This is a genomic window from Streptococcus sp. HMSC057G03 (assembly GCF_001808745.1).
Lineage (GTDB): Bacteria > Bacillota > Bacilli > Lactobacillales > Streptococcaceae > Streptococcus > Streptococcus parasanguinis_Z.
The window spans coordinates 73,687-95,029 of the sequence record NZ_KV794421.1 but is presented as its reverse complement, the minus strand read 5'-3'; the positions used below and the strand labels follow the sequence as shown (position 1 = coordinate 95,029).

At 43.7% G+C, this 21,343-nt stretch carries 20 protein-coding genes and 2 pseudogenes; 20 read left to right on the top strand and 2 right to left on the bottom strand.

The window, feature by feature from the left end; all coding sequences use genetic code 11:
* Positions 1–203: 203 nt before the first annotated feature.
* Positions 204–920, bottom strand: a complete 717-nt coding sequence (locus HMPREF2686_RS03545; protein WP_049472675.1) for a GntR family transcriptional regulator — start codon at positions 918–920, stop codon at positions 204–206.
* Positions 921–1,052: 132 nt separating this feature from the next.
* Here HMPREF2686_RS03545 and HMPREF2686_RS03540 point away from each other — a divergent pair, with 132 nt between their 5' ends.
* The 19 genes and pseudogenes from HMPREF2686_RS03540 to HMPREF2686_RS03450 all read left to right on the top strand — a co-directional run bounded on the left by HMPREF2686_RS03540 (position 1,053) and on the right by HMPREF2686_RS03450 (position 19,230).
* Positions 1,053–2,840: a glycoside hydrolase family 35 protein gene (locus HMPREF2686_RS03540; protein ID WP_070449237.1), complete on the top strand. Its 1,788-nt coding sequence runs from the start codon at positions 1,053–1,055 to the stop codon at positions 2,838–2,840.
* Positions 2,837–3,313, top strand: a complete 477-nt coding sequence (locus HMPREF2686_RS03535; protein WP_003009322.1) for a PTS sugar transporter subunit IIB — start codon at positions 2,837–2,839, stop codon at positions 3,311–3,313. The genes HMPREF2686_RS03540 and HMPREF2686_RS03535 overlap by 4 nt, the downstream gene beginning before the upstream one ends.
* Positions 3,314–3,339: 26 nt before the next feature.
* A complete protein-coding gene (locus HMPREF2686_RS03530) occupies positions 3,340–4,254 on the top strand; it encodes a PTS mannose/fructose/sorbose/N-acetylgalactosamine transporter subunit IIC (protein ID WP_070449236.1) in 915 nt (304 codons plus the stop codon).
* Complete coding sequence (locus HMPREF2686_RS03525) at positions 4,241–5,059, top strand: PTS system mannose/fructose/sorbose family transporter subunit IID (RefSeq protein ID WP_045760097.1); 819 nt, start codon at positions 4,241–4,243, stop codon at positions 5,057–5,059. The genes HMPREF2686_RS03530 and HMPREF2686_RS03525 overlap by 14 nt, the downstream gene beginning before the upstream one ends.
* A gap of 11 nt (positions 5,060–5,070) precedes the next feature.
* Entirely contained in the window at positions 5,071–5,475 is a 405-nt protein-coding gene (locus HMPREF2686_RS03520) for a PTS sugar transporter subunit IIA (protein WP_070449234.1), read from the top strand.
* An 83-nt stretch (positions 5,476–5,558) separates the two neighbouring features.
* Positions 5,559–6,150: pseudogene (locus HMPREF2686_RS10790) on the top strand (SIS domain-containing protein); the annotation flags it as partial.
* 65 nt (positions 6,151–6,215) lie between these two features.
* Positions 6,216–6,728: pseudogene (locus HMPREF2686_RS10785) on the top strand (SIS domain-containing protein); the annotation flags it as partial.
* An 81-nt stretch (positions 6,729–6,809) separates the two neighbouring features.
* Positions 6,810–7,850 (top strand): aldose epimerase family protein, encoded by a 1,041-nt coding sequence (locus HMPREF2686_RS03510; RefSeq protein ID WP_070449231.1) that lies wholly within the window; start codon positions 6,810–6,812, stop codon positions 7,848–7,850.
* 565 nt (positions 7,851–8,415) lie between these two features.
* On the top strand, positions 8,416–9,414 hold the full coding sequence (ruvB, locus tag HMPREF2686_RS03505) for a Holliday junction branch migration DNA helicase RuvB (protein ID WP_021154208.1): 999 nt from the start codon (positions 8,416–8,418) through the stop codon (positions 9,412–9,414).
* A gap of 6 nt (positions 9,415–9,420) precedes the next feature.
* On the top strand, positions 9,421–9,987 hold the full coding sequence (locus HMPREF2686_RS03500) for a nucleotidyltransferase family protein (protein WP_061590920.1): 567 nt from the start codon (positions 9,421–9,423) through the stop codon (positions 9,985–9,987).
* A 173-nt stretch (positions 9,988–10,160) separates the two neighbouring features.
* Positions 10,161–10,586: a low molecular weight protein-tyrosine-phosphatase gene (locus tag HMPREF2686_RS03495; RefSeq protein ID WP_070449230.1), complete on the top strand. Its 426-nt coding sequence runs from the start codon at positions 10,161–10,163 to the stop codon at positions 10,584–10,586.
* Positions 10,587–10,614: 28 nt separating this feature from the next.
* The gene (locus HMPREF2686_RS03490) at positions 10,615–11,019 is read left to right on the top strand and encodes an MORN repeat-containing protein (protein ID WP_049483966.1); all 405 of its coding nucleotides are present in this window, start codon (positions 10,615–10,617) and stop codon (positions 11,017–11,019) included.
* Complete coding sequence (locus HMPREF2686_RS03485) at positions 11,009–12,811, top strand: acyltransferase family protein (RefSeq protein ID WP_070449228.1); 1,803 nt, start codon at positions 11,009–11,011, stop codon at positions 12,809–12,811. Before HMPREF2686_RS03490 ends, HMPREF2686_RS03485 begins: the two co-directional genes overlap by 11 nt.
* Before the next feature lie 403 nt (positions 12,812–13,214).
* Positions 13,215–15,866, top strand: coding sequence for a bifunctional acetaldehyde-CoA/alcohol dehydrogenase (gene adhE, locus HMPREF2686_RS03475; protein WP_070449224.1), 2,652 nt, complete (start codon positions 13,215–13,217; stop codon positions 15,864–15,866).
* A 251-nt stretch (positions 15,867–16,117) separates the two neighbouring features.
* Positions 16,118–16,675, top strand: a complete 558-nt coding sequence (locus HMPREF2686_RS03470; protein ID WP_070449221.1) for a hypothetical protein — start codon at positions 16,118–16,120, stop codon at positions 16,673–16,675.
* A 13-nt stretch (positions 16,676–16,688) separates the two neighbouring features.
* A complete protein-coding gene (locus tag HMPREF2686_RS03465) occupies positions 16,689–16,994 on the top strand; it encodes a hypothetical protein (protein ID WP_049472664.1) in 306 nt (101 codons plus the stop codon).
* Positions 16,994–17,317 carry a hypothetical protein gene (locus HMPREF2686_RS03460; RefSeq protein ID WP_003009394.1) on the top strand — a complete coding sequence of 108 codons (324 nt, stop codon included), beginning with the start codon at positions 16,994–16,996 and terminating at the stop codon, positions 17,315–17,317. Before HMPREF2686_RS03465 ends, HMPREF2686_RS03460 begins: the two co-directional genes overlap by 1 nt.
* Before the next feature lie 161 nt (positions 17,318–17,478).
* Positions 17,479–18,531: a zinc-dependent alcohol dehydrogenase family protein gene (locus tag HMPREF2686_RS03455; protein ID WP_070449219.1), complete on the top strand. Its 1,053-nt coding sequence runs from the start codon at positions 17,479–17,481 to the stop codon at positions 18,529–18,531.
* A gap of 312 nt (positions 18,532–18,843) precedes the next feature.
* On the top strand, positions 18,844–19,230 hold the full coding sequence (locus HMPREF2686_RS03450; protein ID WP_070449217.1) for an ABC transporter permease: 387 nt from the start codon (positions 18,844–18,846) through the stop codon (positions 19,228–19,230).
* A 116-nt stretch (positions 19,231–19,346) separates the two neighbouring features.
* On the opposite strand, the gene HMPREF2686_RS03445 is transcribed toward HMPREF2686_RS03450, so the two are convergent.
* The gene (locus HMPREF2686_RS03445; protein WP_070449215.1) at positions 19,347–20,186 is read right to left on the bottom strand and encodes a MurR/RpiR family transcriptional regulator; all 840 of its coding nucleotides are present in this window, start codon (positions 20,184–20,186) and stop codon (positions 19,347–19,349) included.
* Between the two features lie 477 nt (positions 20,187–20,663).
* Here HMPREF2686_RS03445 and HMPREF2686_RS03440 point away from each other — a divergent pair, with 477 nt between their 5' ends.
* The gene (locus HMPREF2686_RS03440) at positions 20,664–21,338 is read left to right on the top strand and encodes an N-acetylmannosamine-6-phosphate 2-epimerase (protein WP_070449213.1); all 675 of its coding nucleotides are present in this window, start codon (positions 20,664–20,666) and stop codon (positions 21,336–21,338) included.
* Positions 21,339–21,343 lie beyond the last annotated feature (5 nt).

Genomic DNA, 21,343 nt, shown 5'->3' with positions numbered 1-21,343 from the left:
TTTACAGCCCTACTCAACTGTGCGGGGGTGGGGAAGACGAACTCTTTTTAACTAGTCGGAGTTCTTTCCCACTCCCTTTTTAAACTTTTTATAGCTAAACTATCACTAATTATATATATTTTTAAAGAGGTCTTTAGAAATCGTTTTCAACATGCTATACTGGAGCTATAAAAAAGACCGAGATGTCTCAGTCTTTTTGGTTCTTAGTGATCGCGGTCACAGGAGATAAATTTAATCTTGTAGTAGTCACCGCGTTTATAGGTTTCCGTGTATTCAAGGATTTGGCCAGTCGCTTCTAGCTTGGTCGTCTTCACTTGTTTGACCGTTGGGAAATTTTCGTCGATCTTCAATACTTTAGCAACCTTGCTTGGTGTAGGAAAGACGATTTCGTTGACTTCTTCGAAGTGCTCGTCATTCATATGAATGTGGTAGTCTTCTTTGAAGCGATCATAGATAGAGCTGTAGTATTCCAAATTTGGATAGTTTGGATTGATGTATTGTTCAGGAACATAGGTTTGGTGGAAGATATAGGTATCATCCCCTGTCTGGCGAGTCCGTTCGATCTTATAGTAGAATTGCGTTGGGTTGAGGCCTAGTTTGTCTAGGATGCTTAAGGTATTTCCACGTTTAATAGAGAGAACTTTGACTTTGGCCTTTTGGATTGGGAAGGTTTCAACATCTGAAAATTCAACCAGTTTGTGTTTTCGAGCACGAGAAACAAAGGTTCCTTTTCCTTGCTGACGGACAATGTAGCCATCAGCAGCGAGGTCGTTCAAAGCACGGACAACGGTGATAGAGCTGACATCATAAATTTTAATGAGTTCAGCTTCAGTATAAAATTTATCTCCATTTTCAAATTTTCCGGAGATAATTTGCTGCTTCAATTCATCTTTGATGTGTTGGTACTTTGGAATTGCCATAGTGCTACCTCTCTTTAGATTTCTCTTATTTAACCCTATTTTAACATATTTTTTATAAAAGTGTTGACATTTTTTAAATAATTTATTATATTAATAAATGAAAAGGGTTACATATAAGAAAGGGGGGCGTTTATGGGAGTTTTTGAGATTCGCGATGCTTTCTATTTAAAAGATCAACCCTTCAAGATTTTATCCGGAGCGATCCATTATTTCCGAATTGACCCAGCAGACTGGTATCATTCCTTGTATAATCTAAAGGCTTTGGGGTTCAACACGGTTGAAACCTATGTCCCTTGGAATGCGCATGAACCCCGCAAAGGGCAGTTTGACTTTAGTGGTCGATTGGATCTAGAGCGTTTCATTCGAACAGCCCAGTCCCTAGGACTTTACATGATTGTAAGGCCGTCGCCCTTTATCTGTGCAGAGTGGGAATTTGGTGGATTACCAGCCTGGCTCTTAGAAGAAGATCTGCGAATCCGCTCATCTGACCCAGCCTTTATCGAATCAGTGGATCGTTATTATGATCGCTTGCTTGGCTTGTTGACACCCTACCAAGTGGATCAGGGTGGTCCAATCCTCATGATGCAGGTGGAAAATGAGTACGGCTCTTATGGAGAGGATAAGGATTATCTTCGTGCCATTCGGGATTTGATGAAGGAAAAAGGCGTGACCTGTCCTCTCTTTACATCAGATGGACCATGGCGAGCAACGCTAAGAACAGGAACCTTGATAGAAGAAGACCTCTTTGTGACGGGAAACTTCGGTTCCAAAGCAGCCTATAACTTTGGTCAGATGCAAGAATTCTTTGACGAATACGGCAAGAAATGGCCCTTGATGTGTATGGAATTCTGGGATGGCTGGTTTACCCGCTGGAAGGAACCCGTGATTCAAAGGGACCCAGAGGAGTTGGCAGAAGCTGTCCATGAGGTCTTGGAGCTTGGCTCCATCAATCTCTATATGTTTCATGGCGGGACCAATTTTGGCTTCATGAATGGTTGCTCAGCTCGGGGAACGCTCGATTTGCCACAGGTGACGTCCTATGACTATGGGGCTTTGCTCAATGAGCAGGGCAATCCGACGGAGAAATATTATGCTATTCAAAAAATGATGGCGACCTATTATCCGGAATACCCACAGCAGGAACCGCTCATCAAAGAATGTTTGCCAGAACAAACCTTGCAACTGGCAGCCAAGACTAGTCTTTTTGGAAATCTGGACAATCTGGCTCAGGTCGAGACCAGCCTTTATCCCGAAAAGATGGAAGAGTTGGGGCAAACCACAGGTTATCTACTATATGAGACAGACCTTGAGTTGGATGCGGAAGAAGAAAAACTGCGCATCATTGATGGTCGGGATCGGGTACAGATTTACCTGGATGATCAACATGTAGCAACACAATACCAAACAGAGATCGGTGAAGATCTTTTTATCAAAGGAAAAAAGAAAGCGGTTACGAATTTAAAAATCTTGCTTGAAAATATGGGTCGTGTCAACTACGGGCACAAGCTCTTAGCTGATAGCCAGCACAAGGGCATTCGCACAGGCGTCTGTGTGGATTTGCATTTCCACCTTCATTGGAAGCAGTACCCACTGGATTTACAAGATCTCAGTCAGCTCGATTTTTCAAAGGAATGGCAGGCAGGTGCTCCAGCATTTTACCGATATGATTTTCAGCTGGACCACACCCTTGACACTTATCTGGATATGACAGGATTTGGGAAAGGGGTCGTCTTTGTCAACGGCCACAACCTTGGTCGCTTCTGGGAGGTCGGACCGACCACTTCACTTTACGTGCCTCATGGTTTCCTCAAAGAAGGAGCCAATAGCCTGATCGTCTTTGAGACAGAAGGGCGTTACCAAGAGACACTTGAACTTGTTCAACAACCTACATTCAAAGAAGTAAAGGGGGAAAACTTATGACTATTGTAGGATGCCGTATCGATGGACGTTTGATCCACGGGCAGGTAGCCAATCTTTGGACTACCAAACTAAATGTTTCACGTATCATGGTGATCGATGATGAAGTCGCTCAAAATGATATCGAAAAAAGTGGCTTGAAACTAGCGACACCACCTGGTGTTAAGCTCAGTATCTTGCCAGTCGCAAAAGCTGCGGAAAATATCTTGGCTGGAAAATATGATAGCCAACGACTCTTTATCGTAGCTCGCAAACCTGATCGTTTCCTTCGTTTGATCGAAGCAGGCGTTCAGCTTGAAACGCTGAATGTCGGCAATATGTCTCAATCTGATGAGACACGCGCGATTACCCGCTCGATCAATGTGGTGGACGCGGACGTGGAAGACTTTAACAAAATCCACGAAAAAGGTGTGAAGATTACGTCTCAGATGGTGCCAAACGACACTGCAGAAGACTTTATGAAGTTATTAAAGTAAAAGAAAATTTTTAGGAGGAAATTGTCATGATACAATGGTGGCAAATTTTACTACTTACTTTGTACTCAGCTTATCAAATCTGTGATGAGTTGACGATTGTTTCATCAGCAGGATCACCAGTCTTTGCTGGTTTCATTACAGGACTTGTCATGGGAGATTTAAAGACAGGTCTATTTATCGGAGCTTCTCTTCAATTGACAGTGCTCGGTGTTGGTACTTTCGGTGGAGCTTCTCGTATTGACGCCACTTCTGGTGCCGTTCTTGCGACTGCCTTCTCAGTAGCAAAAGGGATTGATGCAGAGCTTGCTATTGCTACAATCGCTGTGCCGGTAGCAACTTTGTTGACTTACTTTGATATTCTTGGTCGTATGACTACAACTTACTTCGCTCACCGTGTAGATGCTGCGATCGAACGTTACGACTATAAAGGAATTGAACGCAACTACCTTCTTGGAGCGATTCCTTGGGCTCTTTCTCGTGCCCTTCCAGTCTTCTTGGCTCTTGCCTTTGGTGGTTCTTTCGTAGAAACTGTTGTTACAGGTCTTGCTAATGTACAATGGTTGGCAAACGGTCTGAAACTTGCAGGTCAAATGCTTCCAGGTCTTGGATTTGCGATCTTGCTTCGTTACCTTCCTGTTCGTCGTAACCTTCACTATTTAGCACTTGGCTTTGGCTTAACAGCAATGTTGACAGTGCTTTATAGCAATGTTCAAAGCCTTGGTGCTGCAGTGTCTAGCATTGTTGGTTCTGATGTGTTCGCTAAACTTCCAAAAGAACAAGCTATTACTTTTGTTAACAACTTCAAGAGTGTATCTATGATTGGTATTGCCATCATCGGTATCTTCCTTGCAGTACAACACTTCAAAAACAGCCAACGTACAGTTGTAGCTGCTCCAGCAAGCAATGTAGAAAGCGGGGAAATTGAAGATGACGAATTCTAATTACAAACTAACAAAAGAAGATTTTAAACAAATTAACAAACGTAGCCTCTTCACCTTCCAATTGGGTTGGAACTACGAACGGATGCAGGCTTCTGGTTACCTTTACATGCTTCTTCCACAATTGCGTAAAATGTATGGTGATGGCACTCCAGAATTGAAAGAAATGATGAAATTGCATACGCAATTCTTCAATACTTCACCATTCTTCCACACCATTATCACTGGTTTTGACCTTGCTTTGGAAGAAAAAGATGGTGTCAAATCAAAAGATGCGGTGAACGGGATCAAGACAGGTCTCATGGGACCATTCGCTCCTCTTGGGGACTCAATCTTTGGATCATTGGTACCAGCTATTATGGGTTCAATCGCAGCAACTTTGGCTGTTGCAGGAAACCCAGCCGGTATCTTCTTGTGGATCGCTGTGGCAGTTGCTTATGACATTTTCCGTTGGAAACAATTGGAATTTGCCTATAAAGAAGGGGTTAACCTCATCAACAACATGCAAAGTACCTTGACAGCTTTGATCGATGCAGCTGCCGTTCTGGGTATCTTCATGGTTGGTGCCTTGATTGCCAGCATGATTGGTGTTGAAGTTTCTTGGACTCCACACATTGGGGACAAAGCGATTGAAATTCAAGATATGCTCAACCTTATCTTCCCACGTTTGGTACCAGCTATCATCACAGGTGTAATCTACTGGTTGCTTGGACGTAAGGGTATGAACTCTACAAAAGCTATCTTGCTCATCATCCTTGCAGCAATCGCATTCTCAGCATTTGGCCACTTCTTCTTTGGAATGGCATAATGGAGTAAGGTATGGCAAAACACCTAGTATTGGTCAGTCATGGTCGCTTCTGTGAAGAGCTCAAAGCCAGTACAGAAATGATTATGGGACCACAAGACAACATTCATACAGTTGCACTCTTACCAGAAGAAGGGCCAGAAGACTTTACTGCTAAATTTGAAGCAACCGTCCAAGGTCTAGAAGACTATATTGTATTTGCCGATCTCTTGGGAGGAACTCCTTGCAACACTGTGAGTCGCTTGATCCTTGAAGGACGTGCGATTGACTTATACGCAGGGATGAATCTTCCGATGGTCATCGAATTCATCAATAGTAGCCTGACTGGTAATGAAGGGGACTACCCTGAACGTGCAAAAGAAAGTATTGTCAAGGTAAATGACCTCTTGTCAAACCTTGATGATGATGAAGATGAGTAGGTTGGTATGGGAGTCTGGGAGAATCATCTCAGGCTCCTTTCCCATTTATCAACGTTAGATTGTAGAAAGGAACAACAGGTTCTATGTTAGACTATACAAAAGAAGACTTGCAGGAGCTAGGAGCAGAGATCACCACTCGTGAGATCTACCAACAACCAAGTGTTTGGAAAGAAACGGCTCACTTGTACCAAGAAAGAAAAGCGGAAATAAAAGCTTTCTTAGAAAAAATTGGGCAAGAGCATGACTATATCAAGGTCATCTTGACAGGGGCAGGGACCTCAGCCTATGTAGGGGATACCTTGGTTCCATATTTGCAGGAAGTGCATGATGAACGCCACTGGAATTTCCAATCCATTGCGACGACGGATATCGTAGCGCATCCTCAAACCTATTTGAAAAAAGAGGTTCCAACGGTTTTAGTATCTTTTGCACGAAGTGGCAACTCGCCAGAAAGTGTCGCCACCGTGCAGTTGGCTCAAGACTTGGTTGATGAGCTCTATCAGATCACCATTACCTGTGCCGAAGAAGGAAAACTGGCCCAGCAAGCCCACGGAGATAAGCGCAATCTCTTGCTTCTTCAACCCAAAGAAACCAACGATGCTGGCTTTGCCATGACATCCAGCTTTACGTCTATGCTCTTGACAGCTCTCTTGGTCTTTGATCCAAGCGAGGAAGAGATCAAGGAAAAACGAGTAGCAGAGCTGGTTCATCTATCTGAGCAAATCTTGGAGCAGGACCGTGCGGTCAAGGAAGTGGTCGATCTAGACTTCGAGCGCGTGATCTATCTGGGAGCAGGACCTTTCTTTGGTCTAGCCCATGAAGCCCAACTCAAGATTTTGGAATTAACAGCAGGCAAAATCGCAACCATGTATGAGAGTCCTGTCGGTTTCCGTCACGGTCCGAAATCCCTCATCAATGACCAGACCCTCGTCTTGGTCTTTGGCTCCATTGATCCTTATACCCGACAGTATGATCTGGACTTGGTTCGCGAAGCTGCAGGGGATCAGATTGCCCGTCAAGTCGTCCTCTTGACGGATCAAGCTGCAGGCATTGAGCATGTACGAGAAGTGTTAGTGGAATCTTCTGCGGATTCCCTAGATATCTACCGTGCCTTCCCATACATTATCTATGGTCAATTGATTTCTCTCTTGACTTCGCTCAAGGTGCAAAATCGCCCAGATACGCCTTCACCAACTGGTACCGTCAATCGGGTTGTTCAAGGGGTGATCATTCATCCATTTCATAAAGAATAGCCACTAATTTTCTATAAAAAGTGGAGTGTTTCTTCTTGTGAAACTGATACAATGGAGAAAAACAGTGAGAGGAGAAGGTTTGTGAAACAGTATCAAGAAAGCGTGTTTGGGAAATGGCAGAATCAAGAGGTTCGGGCTTATCGCCTCGAAAATGACAAGGGTTACCAATTATCTGTCATGACCTATGGGGCAACGATCTTAGAATATGTGACACCGGATAAAGAAGACCAGTTTACGAATATTATTCTAGGCTTTGATCGCTTTGAGGACTATGTGGGCAATAGCCCTAAATATGGGGCTAGTATTGGCCCGGTAGCAGGCCGGATTGCAGGAGCTAGCTTTGAACTCAATGGAGAGACCTATCACTTGGAAGCCAATAACGGTGCTAACTGCAACCACAGTGGACCGACGGGTTGGGACAGCGCTTTGTTTAGCGTGGAGTCGGTAACGGATCAGGAAATCACCCTGTACACAGAGCGTGCAGATGGAACCGGTGGTTTCCCTGGAAATCTCAAGATCTGGGTAACCTATGGTTTGACGGAAGATGGTGAACTCGAAATTGCTTATCGGGTAGAAACGGGTCAAGATACCTTGGTCAACCCGACCAACCATAGCTATTTCAACCTATCTGGGAACTTCACCCAGCCGATCAATGATCATGTCTTTCAGATCAACCATCAAGGGCTTTACCCTATCCATCCAGACGGTGTCCCTCTTCAGACCGTGGATAGAGAAAGTCCGGTTGTTCAGCATCTCTACCAAGCCATGCTCTTGGAGGATCTTTTTAAGGACTCTGATCCGCAAATTCGCCTGGTAGAAGGATTAGACCATCCATTTGCTCTTCCAGAAGGGCATGAAAATGCTGGCTTTCTTTACCATCAGCCATCTGGACGTTTCTTGACCTTCAAGTCAGAAGCCCCAGCCTTGGTGGTATATTCAGCGAATTTCGTAGACGAGACCGTTCATCTGCAAGGCCAACCAATGGTTCAGCACAATGGCTTGGCTCTAGAATTCCAAACCGTGCCAGATGCCATTCACAGTGACCAAGCTGAAAAGGTCATCCTGAGGGCGGGTCAAGTCTTCACCAGTAAGACTAGCTACCATGCCATCGCTAAGAAATAAGGAGGAAAGGGGTGACCCAAACAAGGATGTGAAATCCTTGCTTGGGACATCCTCTTTTTCTCGAAAAAAATTTTTTAGAAAAACTATAAGGAAAGTTTAAGCTTCCTATCGTATACTAATACCATCATCAAAGACCTCCTAACTTTGAATGATAAAACTCCTAAAACTTTTTCATAATAATCTCCCTATAAGAGCCACCAAAACCGGTGGCTTTTTTCTGGGAGTGAGACAGAACAATTTTTTAAAATTGTTCGTTGTCTCACCCCCGCACAGTTGATTAGGTAATCTTTGGAGCTATAAGAGCGAACAAAGATACCAATCAACCACTGCGTTATGTAATTATTACTAAACCTATTTCATCTAACCAAGCCTGATAGGGACGTAGACGAGCTTAGGTACATTGATGCAATTTGAACGGAGCGAAAACTACGTTCCTTGTTTCTTAGCAAACGTTAGTGAGCTTAGGTACGTTGACGCAGTTCGAACGCAAGTGAGAACTACGATCTTTAAAAAACACATCCTATTTATGGTACCGAAGGTATCATTTTTTGCTATAATAGACTGTATGAGTAGAATTTTAGACAATGAAATCATGGGCGATGAAGAGGCCGTTGAACGGACGTTGCGCCCGCAATATTTACATGAATATATCGGTCAAGATAAGGTCAAGGACCAGCTGAAAATCTTTATCGAGGCAGCTAAGCTTCGGGATGAAGCGCTGGATCATGTCCTTCTTTTTGGCCCTCCGGGGCTTGGGAAAACCACCATGGCCTTTGTCATCGCCAATGAACTGGGCGTCAATCTCAAGCAGACTTCTGGTCCTGTCATTGAAAAGGCTGGTGACTTGGTAGCTATCCTCAATGATCTAGAGCCGGGCGATGTCCTCTTTATCGATGAGATCCACCGGCTGCCTATGTCAGTCGAAGAAGTGCTTTACAGCGCCATGGAAGATTTTTACATCGATATCATGATTGGCGCTGGGGAGAGCAGTCGGAGTGTCCATCTGGACCTTCCTCCTTTCACTTTGATTGGGGCAACGACGCGAGCTGGTATGCTGTCCAATCCCTTGCGCGCTCGCTTTGGGATTACCGGACACATGGAATACTATGAGCAGGATGATCTGACAGAGATTGTCGAGCGGACCGCCGAGATCTTTGAGATGGAGATTACCCACGAAGCTGCCGAAGAGCTTTCTCTTCGTAGTCGTGGGACTCCTCGGATTGCCAACCGTTTGCTGAAGCGGGTGCGCGATTTTGCCCAGATCATGGGCGATGGCTTGATTGACGATACCATTACCGACAAGGCCCTCTCTATGCTAGATGTGGACCATGAAGGACTGGACTATGTCGATCAAAAGATCCTGCGCACCATGATTGAGATGTACGGCGGTGGCCCGGTCGGGCTTGGGACTCTATCGGTCAATATTGCCGAAGAGCGCGAGACTGTAGAAGATATGTATGAGCCTTACTTGATTCAGAAAGGCTTTATCATGCGGACCCGGACAGGGCGCGTGGCGACCCGCAAGGCCTATGAACATCTGGGTTATCCCTACAATGGAGACTAGAAGAAGATGCTGACGGAAGAAGCAATAGTAGAACAAATCCAAGTGGATCCGGAGATGATGACTGTTTTGGCTATCATTCGGGATCTCAACTTAGCAGATGCCTGGTTAGCGGCGGGCGCGGTGCGCAATTTCATCTGGAACCAGCTCTCTGGAAAACCAGGGTTTGATGCGACGACAGATCTGGATCTGGTCTTTTATGACCCTACGATCAGCTATGAGGAGACTCAGCAGATCGAGCAGGAATTAAAGAAGACCTATCCCCAGTACGCTTGGGAAGTGAAAAATCAAGTCTATATGCACCAGCATAGCCCGGGGACGGCTCCATATCATAGTGCCTGTGATGCGGTTTCTAAATACCCCGAGCAGTGTACGGCTCTTGCGGTTCGCTTAAGGAAAGAGGGTCAGCTAGAGCTCTTTCTCCCTTATGGGACAAAGGATATCGAAGACTTCATCGTTCAGCCGACTCCGCATTTTTTAGCCAACCCAGAGCGTTTAACGGTTTATACAGAGCGGATGAAAAAGAAAAATTGGCAGAGTAAATGGCCTCCATTAGAGGTTCGTTTTCCAAAATAGAGAAACAGATCAGATTTGAAAAAGGAATCTGATTTTTCTTTAAAATGATGGAGCCACTTTGTCATCTTTCTGTCACATTTTTGTTATAATAGTAATAGTATGCTGGTTTTCCATAGTGGAAAGCCAAGAGCTCAGCTAGGTTGGGCAGTCCGAACAAGGAGTTAGGTGGAATCATGAAAAAAATCGTCTTTGTCTGCTTAGGAAATATTTGTCGGAGCACCATGGCGGAGTTTGTCATGAAGGATTTGACGGATCAGTATGAGATTGAAAGTCGGGCCACCTCGAGCTGGGAACATGGCAATCCCATCCATCGGGGAACCCAGAAAATCTTTCAACAACACCAAGTCCCTTATGATCCAGCCAAGACGTCCTTACAGATCAAGGAAGAGGATTTTTACAACTTTGATTTGATCCTAGGGATGGACGAAAACAATGTAGCAGATCTGAAGCAAATGGCTCCTGCGGGTACAGAGCACAAGATTCATCTTTTTGCTGCTGAAAGTGTGCCAGATCCGTGGTATACCGGTGATTTTGAGGAGACCTATTCCAGAGTCCTGAGTGGCTGTAAGGCTTGGTTAGATCAGTTAGCAACTTCTTAAGAGTTTGATATGTGAGAGAATACAGAATATGAAAGAATTTTATGAGACCTATAAGGTCTATCTGACGCGAAAAAATTTAGAAATAGCAGCAGTAGTCGTGATTATTCTATCTGCTTTGATGGTTTTCCTTTCAGCCATTCCAGGTCAGGGCGTCTTGACCTTGGATAAGGGTGCGATCCGTTACGACGGAAGTTTGGTCCGTGGCAAGATGAATGGCAAGGGAACCGTCACCTTTAAAAATGGGGATACCTATACAGGTAACCTCGTCAACGGCTCTTTTAGCGGCTATGGTAAGTTTAAGTCCAAGGATGGTTGGACCTATGAAGGGCAGTTTGTTAACGGCCAGCCGGAGGGCAAAGGCACCTTAACCACAGAAGCCAACGTCGTATACAAAGGAACATTCAAGCAGGGGATTTATCAAAATGCGCATTAAATGGTTTTCACTAGTCCGTGTTACAGGACTCTTATTGGTATTGCTTTACCATTTCTTCCAAAAAGCCTTTCCTGGAGGCTTCATTGGGGTAGATATTTTCTTCACCTTCTCAGGATTTTTGATTACAGCGCTCTTGATCGATGAATTTGCGCGCAAGCAAGGAATCGACTATCTGGCATTCTTGAAACGGCGTTTTTACCGGATCGTACCACCCCTTGTCTTTATGGTCTTGGTCGTGATGCCCTTTACCTTTATGGTCCAACGGGACTACGTGGCTGGTATTGGGACTCAGATTGCGGCGGTCTTCGGTTTTGTGACCAATTTCTTTGAGATGGCAACGGGTGGTAGTTACGAAAGTAACTTCATTCCACATCTCTTCCTTCATACCTGGAGTTTGGCCCTAGAAGTGCATTACTATGTGCTCTGGGCACTTTTGGCATGGTTCTTGGCTAAGCGGGCTAAGACGGTTGGAAAGTACCGAGGCATGCTCTTCCTGGCGTCCAGCGGACTCTTTCTCTTCACCTTCTTGTCTATGTTCATCCGCGCCTTTCTGACAGCTAATTTCTCCACTATCTATTTTTCTAGCTTCACTCACATCTTCCCCTTCTTTGCGGGATCATGCCTAGCAACGGTGACAGGGATTGCCAATGTCAGCCCGAACTTTACAAAGCTGGTGCAGTCTTGGAGCATGAAAAAGACCTTATCGGTCTTGGGTGGAAGCTTTGTCTTCTTGTTTGTGCTCAGTCTTTTCTTACCATTTGATAGCTTGTGGACCTATCTGTTTGGCTTTTTAGCAGCGACAATCGCAGCTTGTGCCATGATTCTGTCGGCCCGCATTCTCCATGAAAAGACGCCAGATAAAAAAGAACCAGCCATTCTCAATTTCTTGGCAGATACTAGTTATGGTGTCTACCTTTTCCACTGGCCTTTCTTTATCATCTTCTCTCAACATTTAGGGAATATGATGGCAGCCCTTGTGACGACGATCGTTTCCTTGATTCTAACGGCTCTGTCCTTCTATATTTTGGAGCCAACCATTGCAGGCAAGGAGCCTCGGGTCTTTGGTATGAAGATGGATCTCAGCTTTTTGACCAAGCCGATCTTTTACCTCATGATTCCACTGGCTCTCTTGATGATTGGCATCTCCGCCTTTGCACCAACCGTTGGAGCTTTTGATGAGAGTTTGGTAGTGAGTGGGCTCAATCAAGCAGACAGCAAAATGCAGGTCACACGGACGCAGGTGGACAATGCGACGGCAACAGACTATAACGTCTCAAATGGTGTGACCATGATCGGTGATTCCGTTAACTTGCGAGCGCAGGACTACCTGACTAAAGCCATCCCTGGCATCCAGATCGATGCAGTGGTGAGCCGTCAGTTGGAAAATGGAATGAAGGTCTTTGAGACTGATATCTCCAATAAAGTTCTCCTAAAAAATGTGGTCATTGCCCTAGGAACCAATACTGTAAGCAACTACAAAGAATTGCTGGATCAGTATGTTGAGAAACTTCCAAAAGGCCGTCGCTTGATCCTTGTGACACCATATGATGGGCGCTATGCCAACGATCAGTCCAGTGAATCGGTTCAAACCCGTCTTTATGAGTTGGAACTGGCTAAGAAATACGACTTTATCACGATTGCGGACTGGTACCAAGTAGCAATTGAAAATCCAAACATTTGGGTGGGAACAGACTCTGTTCACTTCAATATGGAAACCAATGGTGGGGAACTCTATGCTCAAACAGTCAAAGAAGCTCTTGATAAGGCCGAAAAAGGTCCGGTCAAGAAGTAAAAATGCTTCTCTGAAACTGAAACAAAACAAATCCTAACAAAATAAAACAAAAAGCAACTTTTTACTTGTAAAAAGTTGCTTTTTTTAGTAAGATTAAGAAAACGCTTACATAAATCAATTGAAAATATCACTTTGTGAAGAAAAAAATTTTTTAATTATTTTTTCACAATTTTGCTAGATGATTACTTTCACAGCAATAGGATTGATAAAATTTTCACAAACTTCAAAAAAATCTTTGTGAAAGTTGCTTGGAAGTGTTTACAAAAATCTCAAAATAGAGTACAATTATATTGTGAAATAATTAACAAATCGAAATTTCTTACACTATTCTTGAAAATTTCCGAAAACATGAAAAAAGTTCTAGAAAAGGATAAGGGTTTCAAACATTGGAGGAAAGCATCAAATGGCTGATAAAAAAACTCTCTCACCTGAAGAAAAGAAACTCGCTGCTGAAAAACACGTAGACGAGTTGGTGCAAAAAGCGCTCGTAGCGCTTGAAGAAATGCGCAAATTGAACCAGGAGCAAGTGGACTACATTGTAGCGAAAGCATCTGTAGCTGCTCTTGACGCACACGGTGAGCTCGCTCTTCATGCTTATGAAGAAACTGGTCGTGGGGTCTTTGAAGACAAGGCGACGAAGAACTTATTCGCTTGTGAACACGTTGTGAACAACATGCGTCACACCAAGACAGTTGGTGTCATTTCAGAAGATGATGTCACTGGTTTAACTTTGATTGCGGAGCCAGTCGGAGTTGTCTGTGGGATCACTCCTACAACAAACCCTACTTCAACAGCAATCTTTAAAGCATTGATTTCCTTGAAGACACGGAACCCTATCGTCTTTGCCTTCCACCCATCTGCTCAAGAATCATCTGCTCATGCGGCACAAATCGTACGCGATGCGGCAATTGCAGCTGGAGCACCTGAGAACTGTGTGCAATGGATTACCCAACCTTCTATGGAAGCAACTAGTGCCCTTATGAACCATGAAGGAGTTGCGACCATCCTTGCGACCGGTGGTAACGCCATGGTAAAAGCCGCTTATTCTTGTGGAAAACCAGCTCTTGGGGTAGGTGCCGGAAACGTTCCTGCTTACGTTGAAAAATCAGCCAATATCCGCCAAGCAGCACACGATATCGTCATGTCTAAATCATTTGACAATGGTATGGTCTGTGCGTCTGAACAAGCGGTTATCATCGATAAAGAAATCTACGATGAGTTTGTTGAAGAATTCAAATCTTACCACACTTACTTCGTTAACAAAAAAGAAAAAGCCCTTCTTGAAGAGTTCTGCTTTGGTGTAAAAGCCAACAGCAAAAACTGTGCGGGTGCGAAATTGAATGCGGACATCGTTGGGAAACCAGCAGCATGGATCGCTGAACAAGCTGGCTTCTCAGTCCCAGAAGGAACCAATATCCTTGCTGCAGAATGTAAAGAAGTTGGTGAAAAAGAGCCGTTGACTCGTGAAAAATTGTCACCAGTCATTGCTGTTTTGAAATCTGAAAGCCGTGAAGACGGAATTAACAAAGCTCGCCAAATGGTTGAATTCAACGGTCTTGGTCACTCAGCAGCCATCCATACTGCTGATGAAGAATTGACAAAAGAATTTGGTAAAGCAGTTAAAGCCATTCGTGTGATCTGCAACTCTCCTTCGACTTTCGGTGGTATCGGGGATGTTTACAATGCCTTCTTGCCATCATTGACACTTGGATGTGGTTCTTACGGACGCAACTCTGTTGGGGACAACGTTAGTGCCATCAACCTCTTGAATATCAAAAAAGTCGGACGCCGGAGAAATAACATGCAATGGATGAAACTTCCTTCAAAAACATACTTTGAACGTGATTCAATTGAATACCTACAAAAATGTCGTGACGTTGAACGTGTCATGATCGTTACAGACCACGCTATGGTAGAGCTTGGTTTCCTTGATCGTATCATCGAACAGCTTGACCTTCGTCGCAACAAGGTGGTTTACCAAATCTTTGCAGACGTAGAACCAGATCCAGATATCACAACCGTTGAACGTGGTACAGAGATCATGCGTGCCTTCAAACCAGATACCATCGTCGCTCTCGGTGGAGGATCTCCAATGGATGCGGCCAAAGTAATGTGGCTCTTCTACGAGCAACCAGAAGTGGACTTCCGTGACTTGGTTCAAAAATTCATGGATATCCGTAAACGTGCCTTCAAATTCCCATTACTTGGTAAGAAGACGAAATTCATTGCCATCCCAACTACATCTGGTACAGGATCTGAAGTAACTCCATTTGCCGTTATCTCTGATAAAGCAAACAACCGTAAATACCCAATCGCTGACTACTCATTGACTCCAACTGTTGCCATCGTAGACCCTGCCTTGGTATTGACTGTTCCAGGATCTGTTGCTGCTGATACTGGTATGGACGTTTTGACTCACGCAACAGAAGCTTATGTATCTCAAATGGCAAGTGATTACACTGATGGTCTTGCTCTTCAAGCCATCAAACTTGTCTTTGAAAACTTGGAAAGCTCAGTCAAGAATGCGGACTTCCATTCACGCGAAAAGATGCACAATGCGTCAACGATCGCAGGTATGGCCTTCGCCAATGCCTTCCTCGGTATTTCTCACTCCATGGCCCACAAGATCGGTGCGCAATTCCACACCATCCACGGACGGACCAATGCTATCTTGCTTCCATACGTTATCCGCTACAACGGTACACGCCCTGCTAAGACAGCTACATGGCCTAAGTACAACTACTACCGTGCAGATGAAAAATACCAAGATATCGCTCGTATGCTAGGACTTCCATGCTCTACACCAGAAGAAGCCGTTGAAGCTTACGCAAAAGCTGTATACGAACTCGGTGAACGCTGTGGTATCGAAATGAACTTCAAAGCACAAGGCATCGATGAAAAAGAATGGAAGAAACATTCTCGTGAATTGGCCTTCCTTGCTTACGAAGATCAATGTTCACCAGCTAATCCACGTCTTCCAATGGTAGACCATATGCAAGAAATCATCGAAGATGCTTACTATGGTTACAAGGAACGTCCAGGACGTCGTAAATAAGACGCAAGGAACAACTGATGTTTATCAGCTATCCCTCACTCGTAAAAGTGGGGGATTTTTGCTATTTGGGTCCAAAACTCGTTTTTTCATAAAAAATTAGACTTTTTTTCAAAAATTGTGTTATTTTTATAGCATTCCGAGCTATTTTATGTTACCCTATAGTGTATGAATCTGCCTGTAGCTGAAGGGTTATGATCCTTTTTCAGTTATAGGAAATGAAAAAACAAATCCAAGAAAGGAGGCCATCTCAAATGGAGTTAGAAGGTGACGTGCAAGGAAGACAAGATCAGGCACAGAAAATTATTGAAATGCCCCAACGAGATCGGGAAACTTCCACTTCAGAAAATCAGCCATCATCTGCTTCGGTGGTCTCCATGTATGGGCAGGAAAATCCAAGCATTTCTAGCCTCCATCAGCAACTGGCAGGCGCATCTGGAACCCAGACCATTCAATTGCGGGAGGAATTGGTGCTGGCGGTAGCGCAGAATGCTTCAGCGCAAGCAACTGTCTTTGAGGCAGAAATCAAGGATAAGCTTGAAGAGGCTAAGGAGACAGTTTCTCATAAGGTCGCTGAGGTGTCTCAAATGGCCCACAGCATGGCCCAATTTTTAACAGATGCAGAAGTGGAGCAACTATTAGGAGAGTTCTCCATGGATACTTGTTGGGACCAAGCAGTAGAGGCGGAAAACCTCGCCCAAGCAAAGGCCTACTCCACTCGCTTGTCAGATTTGGCAGGTCAGCTGGAGGCTGCATCAGCTCAATTGGTGGACTTGGACAAGGGACAAGCGACGGCCTTTGATTTTTCATAAGTAGGAGAAAAAGATGTTAGAGATCCTGGGAGAGGACAGAGAACGAATTGAGGAGCTCCATCGAGAGATTAAAAAGGAGCAAGAGCGGATTGCGATCAGAAGTTTGATTGCAACGCAAAAAGCCTTGATGATGTTGGAAGGGATGAGTTTGCAGGTAACCTTGGGCGGTCAATCCGAAAAGATGCGCTCTTTTGCTACAACGACCCTCGTTAGTGATTTGAAAGATGGATTTACAGGAGGAGCAGCGGACGCGGTAGAAACAGCACTGAAAGCAGTGAAGAAGCCGATTTTATTGAGTCCGATTAAAGGAGGTATGTGATGTACCATTCAGGAAATAGTGAATTAGAACAACTAGAAGATCGACATTACCGCTTCAATCAAAAGCTTAGTGAGTTGGAGTGGGATTATGCGGATATGCGTATGGATGTCCGCCAACATACAGAAAATTTAGTGGACTGGCTAAGTGCCCTGCATTTTCAAGCCCCAAGTGCGGAGGCCCAAAGTGGCTTGGAGCGTTTATTTGCCTTGCAAGAAGAGTTTGAGGCAGAACTCAAGCGCTATGAAGAGCGCTTAGAAGAAGAGCGTGAGCGCGAGCAGCAAGAGTACTATAAGCAGCGTCAACAATTAGAACAAGGTGATTGAAACATTCCTCTGGTAGAGATAAGAGGAATGTTTTTGTTTGCTCAAAAAACTTTTAAAAATGTGCTCATAAATTCTTGCAAGCGCTTACTTAGTATGTTATAATATTCACAAATAAACGAAAACAAAATGGTTTTATCAAACCAACAAAAAAGGAGTCGCTTATGAAAGCTGCAACCTATGTATCTGCAGGCAATCTGCAACTGCTGGATCAACCAAAGCCAGTGATCAAAAATCCAACGGATGCCATTGTGCGTGTCTTGAAGACAACCATCTGTGGGACAGACCTTCATATCCTAGGAGGAGATGTGCCAGCTTGTAAGGAAGGCACAATTTTAGGCCACGAAGGAATCGGGATCGTCGAAGAAGTCGGCGATGCGGTTAATAATTTCAAGGTGGGCGACAAGGTCATTATCTCTTGTGTCACAGCTTGTAATACCTGCTACTACTGTAAACGTAGCCTACCATCTCACTGTGAAGATGGTGGTTGGATTTTGGGTCACTTGATCAACGGAACCCAAGCAGAGTATGTCCACATTCCGCATGCTGATGGTAGTCTTTATCATGCGCCTGAAACTGTGGATGACGAAGCCTTGGTCATGCTCTCAGATATTCTCCCAACCTCTTATGAAATCGGGGTCCTCCCATCTCATGTAAAACCAGGGGATAATGTCTGTATCGTTGGAGCTGGTCCGATCGGTCTTGCAGCTCTCTTGACTGTGCAGTTCTTCTCACCAGCTACGATTATCATGGTGGACTTGTCTGAATCCCGTCTTGAAGCGGCTAAGAAATTTGGGGCAACTCATACCATTTGTTCCAGCGATATTGCTGAAATCAAGGCCTTTATCAATGAAGTGACGGACGGCCGTGGGGTCGATATTTCTATGGAATGTGTGGGCTATCCTGCTACTTTTGATGTCTGCCAAAACGTCATCTCTGTCGGTGGTCACATCGCCAATGTCGGTGTCCACGGGAAACCGGTTAGCTTCAATTTGGACGATTTGTGGATCAAGAACATTACCCTCAACACCGGTCTTGTCAACGCTAATACCACTGAAATGTTGCTCAATGTCTTGAAGTCAGGCAAGATCGATGCAACCAAGCTCATCACCCACCACTTCAAACTCTCAGAAGTTGAAAAAGCCTATGATGTCTTTAAACATGCGGGTGAAAACAATGCACTCAAGGTGATTATCGAAAATGATATCAGTGAATGAAGTGGCAACTAATGTTTGTTCATAGTTTTTTTAGACGAGGCTGGGACAAAAGTCCTAGCCTCTCTTTTGTCTTTGAATTGTCGAGCAAGACGCAGTGGTTGAGTGGGCTCTACTACGCTGATCTCATCAGCTTTTACAGCCCTACACAACTGTGCGGAGGTGGGGCGACGAAATCGAATTCTAACGAATTACCGATTTCTGTCCCACTCTCTATTTTCAACCCCAAATAGCCCATGATTCCTTGCAAAATAAATTTGTTGTCTTATAATAGAAGTACAGAAAACGATTACATAAAGAGAAAGGTGTGATCTTATGAAACGGTTTTGTTATCATCGTGAATTCTGGATGGACTTCCATTTCTGGATCTTGGTCTTGCTTTTAGTGGCTGTAGCTTTGACGATGCGGGCTCCGCTTTCGGTGGTTAGCATCGCTTATCTTGCTTTTGTTGGGATTTTGATCCTTCTTCAGGTCTTTCAACCGCCTGTATCGACACGGCAGTATCCAGAAGGTAGCTACCATTTCAATTGGACCTTCTATCGGGATACCCGACTGTATATCAATCTCTTTTTATTAGCGGGTCTCTTGGCAGGCCCAATTGTTTCATCGGATATGGTCTATTGGATCTTGCTTGGAGCCGTCGTCGGCTCTATTGGCTTTGTATTTGTTGTAAAGGAAAAAGCGACTCAAAAGATGGCCTAGGTAGATGAGATGGTTTCAATATTATAGAGTAGAAATACTTCTTTAGAATAATCAAAAAAACCAAGAAGGATGAGTTTTATCTCATCCTTCTTGGTTTTTTAAATAGGGAGACCATATTAAGATTTTCGAGAACGTTGACTAGAGAGTTTTTTGTGTTCCCAGTAGCTATTAAAGACAATTTCTTTTTGTTCTCGGTTGATATTAAGAAAATGGGCATAGATGAGGTCGACCACAATTAGTAAGGGGAGAACCGCCGAGATGCGATCGATATAGGTATTGCTTGGAAGAGGTGCAGCTGGCACCACTTCAGTGAAATCTTGGTGGATACCAGCAGGATTGGCAGTTACAAGGACTGTTTTTGCACCGTTTTTCTTGGCTTTCAACAAACTGTCTGTAATAGCACTCGTCTTACCTGATAAAGAAAATCCAATGACTAAGCAGGAGGAATCTAGAATGCTGGTGGTCTGATTAAATCCGTCTTGATTAGTCACGACTTCCCCTGCCACACCAAGTCGCATAAGGCGCAATTTCATCTCCCGAGCCACCAAGCTGGAACTTCCAATCCCGAAGTAATAGATCCGATCTGCTTGATCAATTAAATCTGCTACATGCTCTAATTGAGGATCTTTGACGAAATTTTCAGTGACATTACCGATATGGTGGTAGCGTTGCAAGACGCTGAGAGTGAGTTCGTCATGTTCTTGTACCTGTTTTTGATTTTTGGTTTCTTCGTTAAAGTGATAGACAAACTCTCGATAGCCGGTGAAACCACATTTTTGAGAGAAACGCGTTAAGGCAGCCTTTGAGACATGGAGTAACTCAGTTACACGAGAAGAGGACAGAGAGTGCTGTCGTGCTTCGGATGATAAAAAATATTGGGCAATGTCGCGTTCCATATCCGTTAACTCAGCTTCATGGCTGGCGATAATGGTTCGTAAATCTTGATCTTGTTTCACAGCAATCCTCCTTTCTCACAGGATGAAATAACAGGATGCTCCTATAATATATTACACATTATAACATGGAGACACCCTTTTATTCAAGTAAAAGCAAGTAAAATACATTGAAACTAGTATCAGTATTTAAAGGGTGAAATAATAATTTTAAAAGTGCTCAAAAGACTAAATTTACTTTCAGAAATAGAAGGCTAGAAATAGAGATCATAAAATTGTAGCTATAAGAAATAAATAGGAAAGTAAGGTAACGTTGTGAAAGAACCCATTCTCATAGCTTGATAAGAAAGAGCCTTTATAAATAACATAAAGTATTTGTATAATAAATAAAATAGGTATACAATAAAACTATAGGAATTACTAGGATTTTTTAGAAAGTACTTTCTAATTATAGGGAAAGTATTGAAAATACATATTTAAAGTATTATGATTAATGGTGTAAGAGCTTACAAACTAAAAAAAGAAGCAGGTGATTAAATCATGGAAGAGTTACGGCATAAGCTGATTGTTTCGTGTCAAGCTCTACCAGACGAACCATTGCATAGTGATTTTATTATGGCTCGTATGGCAGTAGCTGCCGAGGAGGGCGGAGCATCTGGAATTCGCGCCAATTCTGTTGTTGATATTGCAGCGATTCGAAAAGCGGTGGATTTACCGATCATTGGGATCATAAAACGAGATTACGTAGATGCAGATGTTTATATCACGGCAACTATGAGAGAGGTAGATGAACTCATGACGGTTCGTCCGGATATCATTGCGATAGATGCCACAACCTCTACACGACCAAATGGCGAAAGCTTAGAAGATTTTTTCCAAAAAGTAAAGAAAAAATATCCGGATCAATTGTGGATGGCAGATTGTTCTACTATTGATGAAATGCTTACGGCTGACCAATTAGGTTTTGATTATATTGGGACAACATTGGTAGGCTATACCAAGCAAAGTAAGGGCGATAAAATCGAATCAAATGACTTTGAAATTATTCGCAAAGCTCTTAGTAAACTATCTCATCCATTAATTGCAGAAGGTAACATAGATACCCCTGATAAAGTCCATAGGGTATTGGAGTTAGGTGCCTATAGTGTTGTCGTAGGTTCAGCTATTACACGTCCACAATTAATTACAAAAAAATTTGTAGAAGCAACAAAATAAAGAAA

Excerpts from the sequence above, each read along its gene's own strand:
- HMPREF2686_RS03545 (WP_049472675.1), bottom strand. The coding sequence starts at position 920 with ATGGCAATTCCAAAGTACCAACACATCAAAGATGAATTGAAGCAGCAA.
- HMPREF2686_RS03540 (WP_070449237.1), top strand. The coding sequence starts at position 1,053 with ATGGGAGTTTTTGAGATTCGCGATGCTTTCTATTTAAAAGATCAACCC.
- HMPREF2686_RS03535 (WP_003009322.1), top strand. The coding sequence starts at position 2,837 with ATGACTATTGTAGGATGCCGTATCGATGGACGTTTGATCCACGGGCAG.
- HMPREF2686_RS03530 (WP_070449236.1), top strand. The coding sequence starts at position 3,340 with ATGATACAATGGTGGCAAATTTTACTACTTACTTTGTACTCAGCTTAT.
- HMPREF2686_RS03525 (WP_045760097.1), top strand. The coding sequence starts at position 4,241 with ATGACGAATTCTAATTACAAACTAACAAAAGAAGATTTTAAACAAATT.
- HMPREF2686_RS03520 (WP_070449234.1), top strand. The coding sequence starts at position 5,071 with ATGGCAAAACACCTAGTATTGGTCAGTCATGGTCGCTTCTGTGAAGAG.
- ruvB (WP_021154208.1), top strand. The coding sequence starts at position 8,416 with ATGAGTAGAATTTTAGACAATGAAATCATGGGCGATGAAGAGGCCGTT.
- HMPREF2686_RS03500 (WP_061590920.1), top strand. The coding sequence starts at position 9,421 with ATGCTGACGGAAGAAGCAATAGTAGAACAAATCCAAGTGGATCCGGAG.
- HMPREF2686_RS03495 (WP_070449230.1), top strand. The coding sequence starts at position 10,161 with ATGAAAAAAATCGTCTTTGTCTGCTTAGGAAATATTTGTCGGAGCACC.
- HMPREF2686_RS03490 (WP_049483966.1), top strand. The coding sequence starts at position 10,615 with ATGAAAGAATTTTATGAGACCTATAAGGTCTATCTGACGCGAAAAAAT.
- HMPREF2686_RS03485 (WP_070449228.1), top strand. The coding sequence starts at position 11,009 with ATGCGCATTAAATGGTTTTCACTAGTCCGTGTTACAGGACTCTTATTG.
- adhE (WP_070449224.1), top strand. The coding sequence starts at position 13,215 with ATGGCTGATAAAAAAACTCTCTCACCTGAAGAAAAGAAACTCGCTGCT.
- HMPREF2686_RS03470 (WP_070449221.1), top strand. The coding sequence starts at position 16,118 with ATGGAGTTAGAAGGTGACGTGCAAGGAAGACAAGATCAGGCACAGAAA.
- HMPREF2686_RS03465 (WP_049472664.1), top strand. The coding sequence starts at position 16,689 with ATGTTAGAGATCCTGGGAGAGGACAGAGAACGAATTGAGGAGCTCCAT.
- HMPREF2686_RS03460 (WP_003009394.1), top strand. The coding sequence starts at position 16,994 with ATGTACCATTCAGGAAATAGTGAATTAGAACAACTAGAAGATCGACAT.
- HMPREF2686_RS03455 (WP_070449219.1), top strand. The coding sequence starts at position 17,479 with ATGAAAGCTGCAACCTATGTATCTGCAGGCAATCTGCAACTGCTGGAT.
- HMPREF2686_RS03450 (WP_070449217.1), top strand. The coding sequence starts at position 18,844 with ATGAAACGGTTTTGTTATCATCGTGAATTCTGGATGGACTTCCATTTC.
- HMPREF2686_RS03440 (WP_070449213.1), top strand. The coding sequence starts at position 20,664 with ATGGAAGAGTTACGGCATAAGCTGATTGTTTCGTGTCAAGCTCTACCA.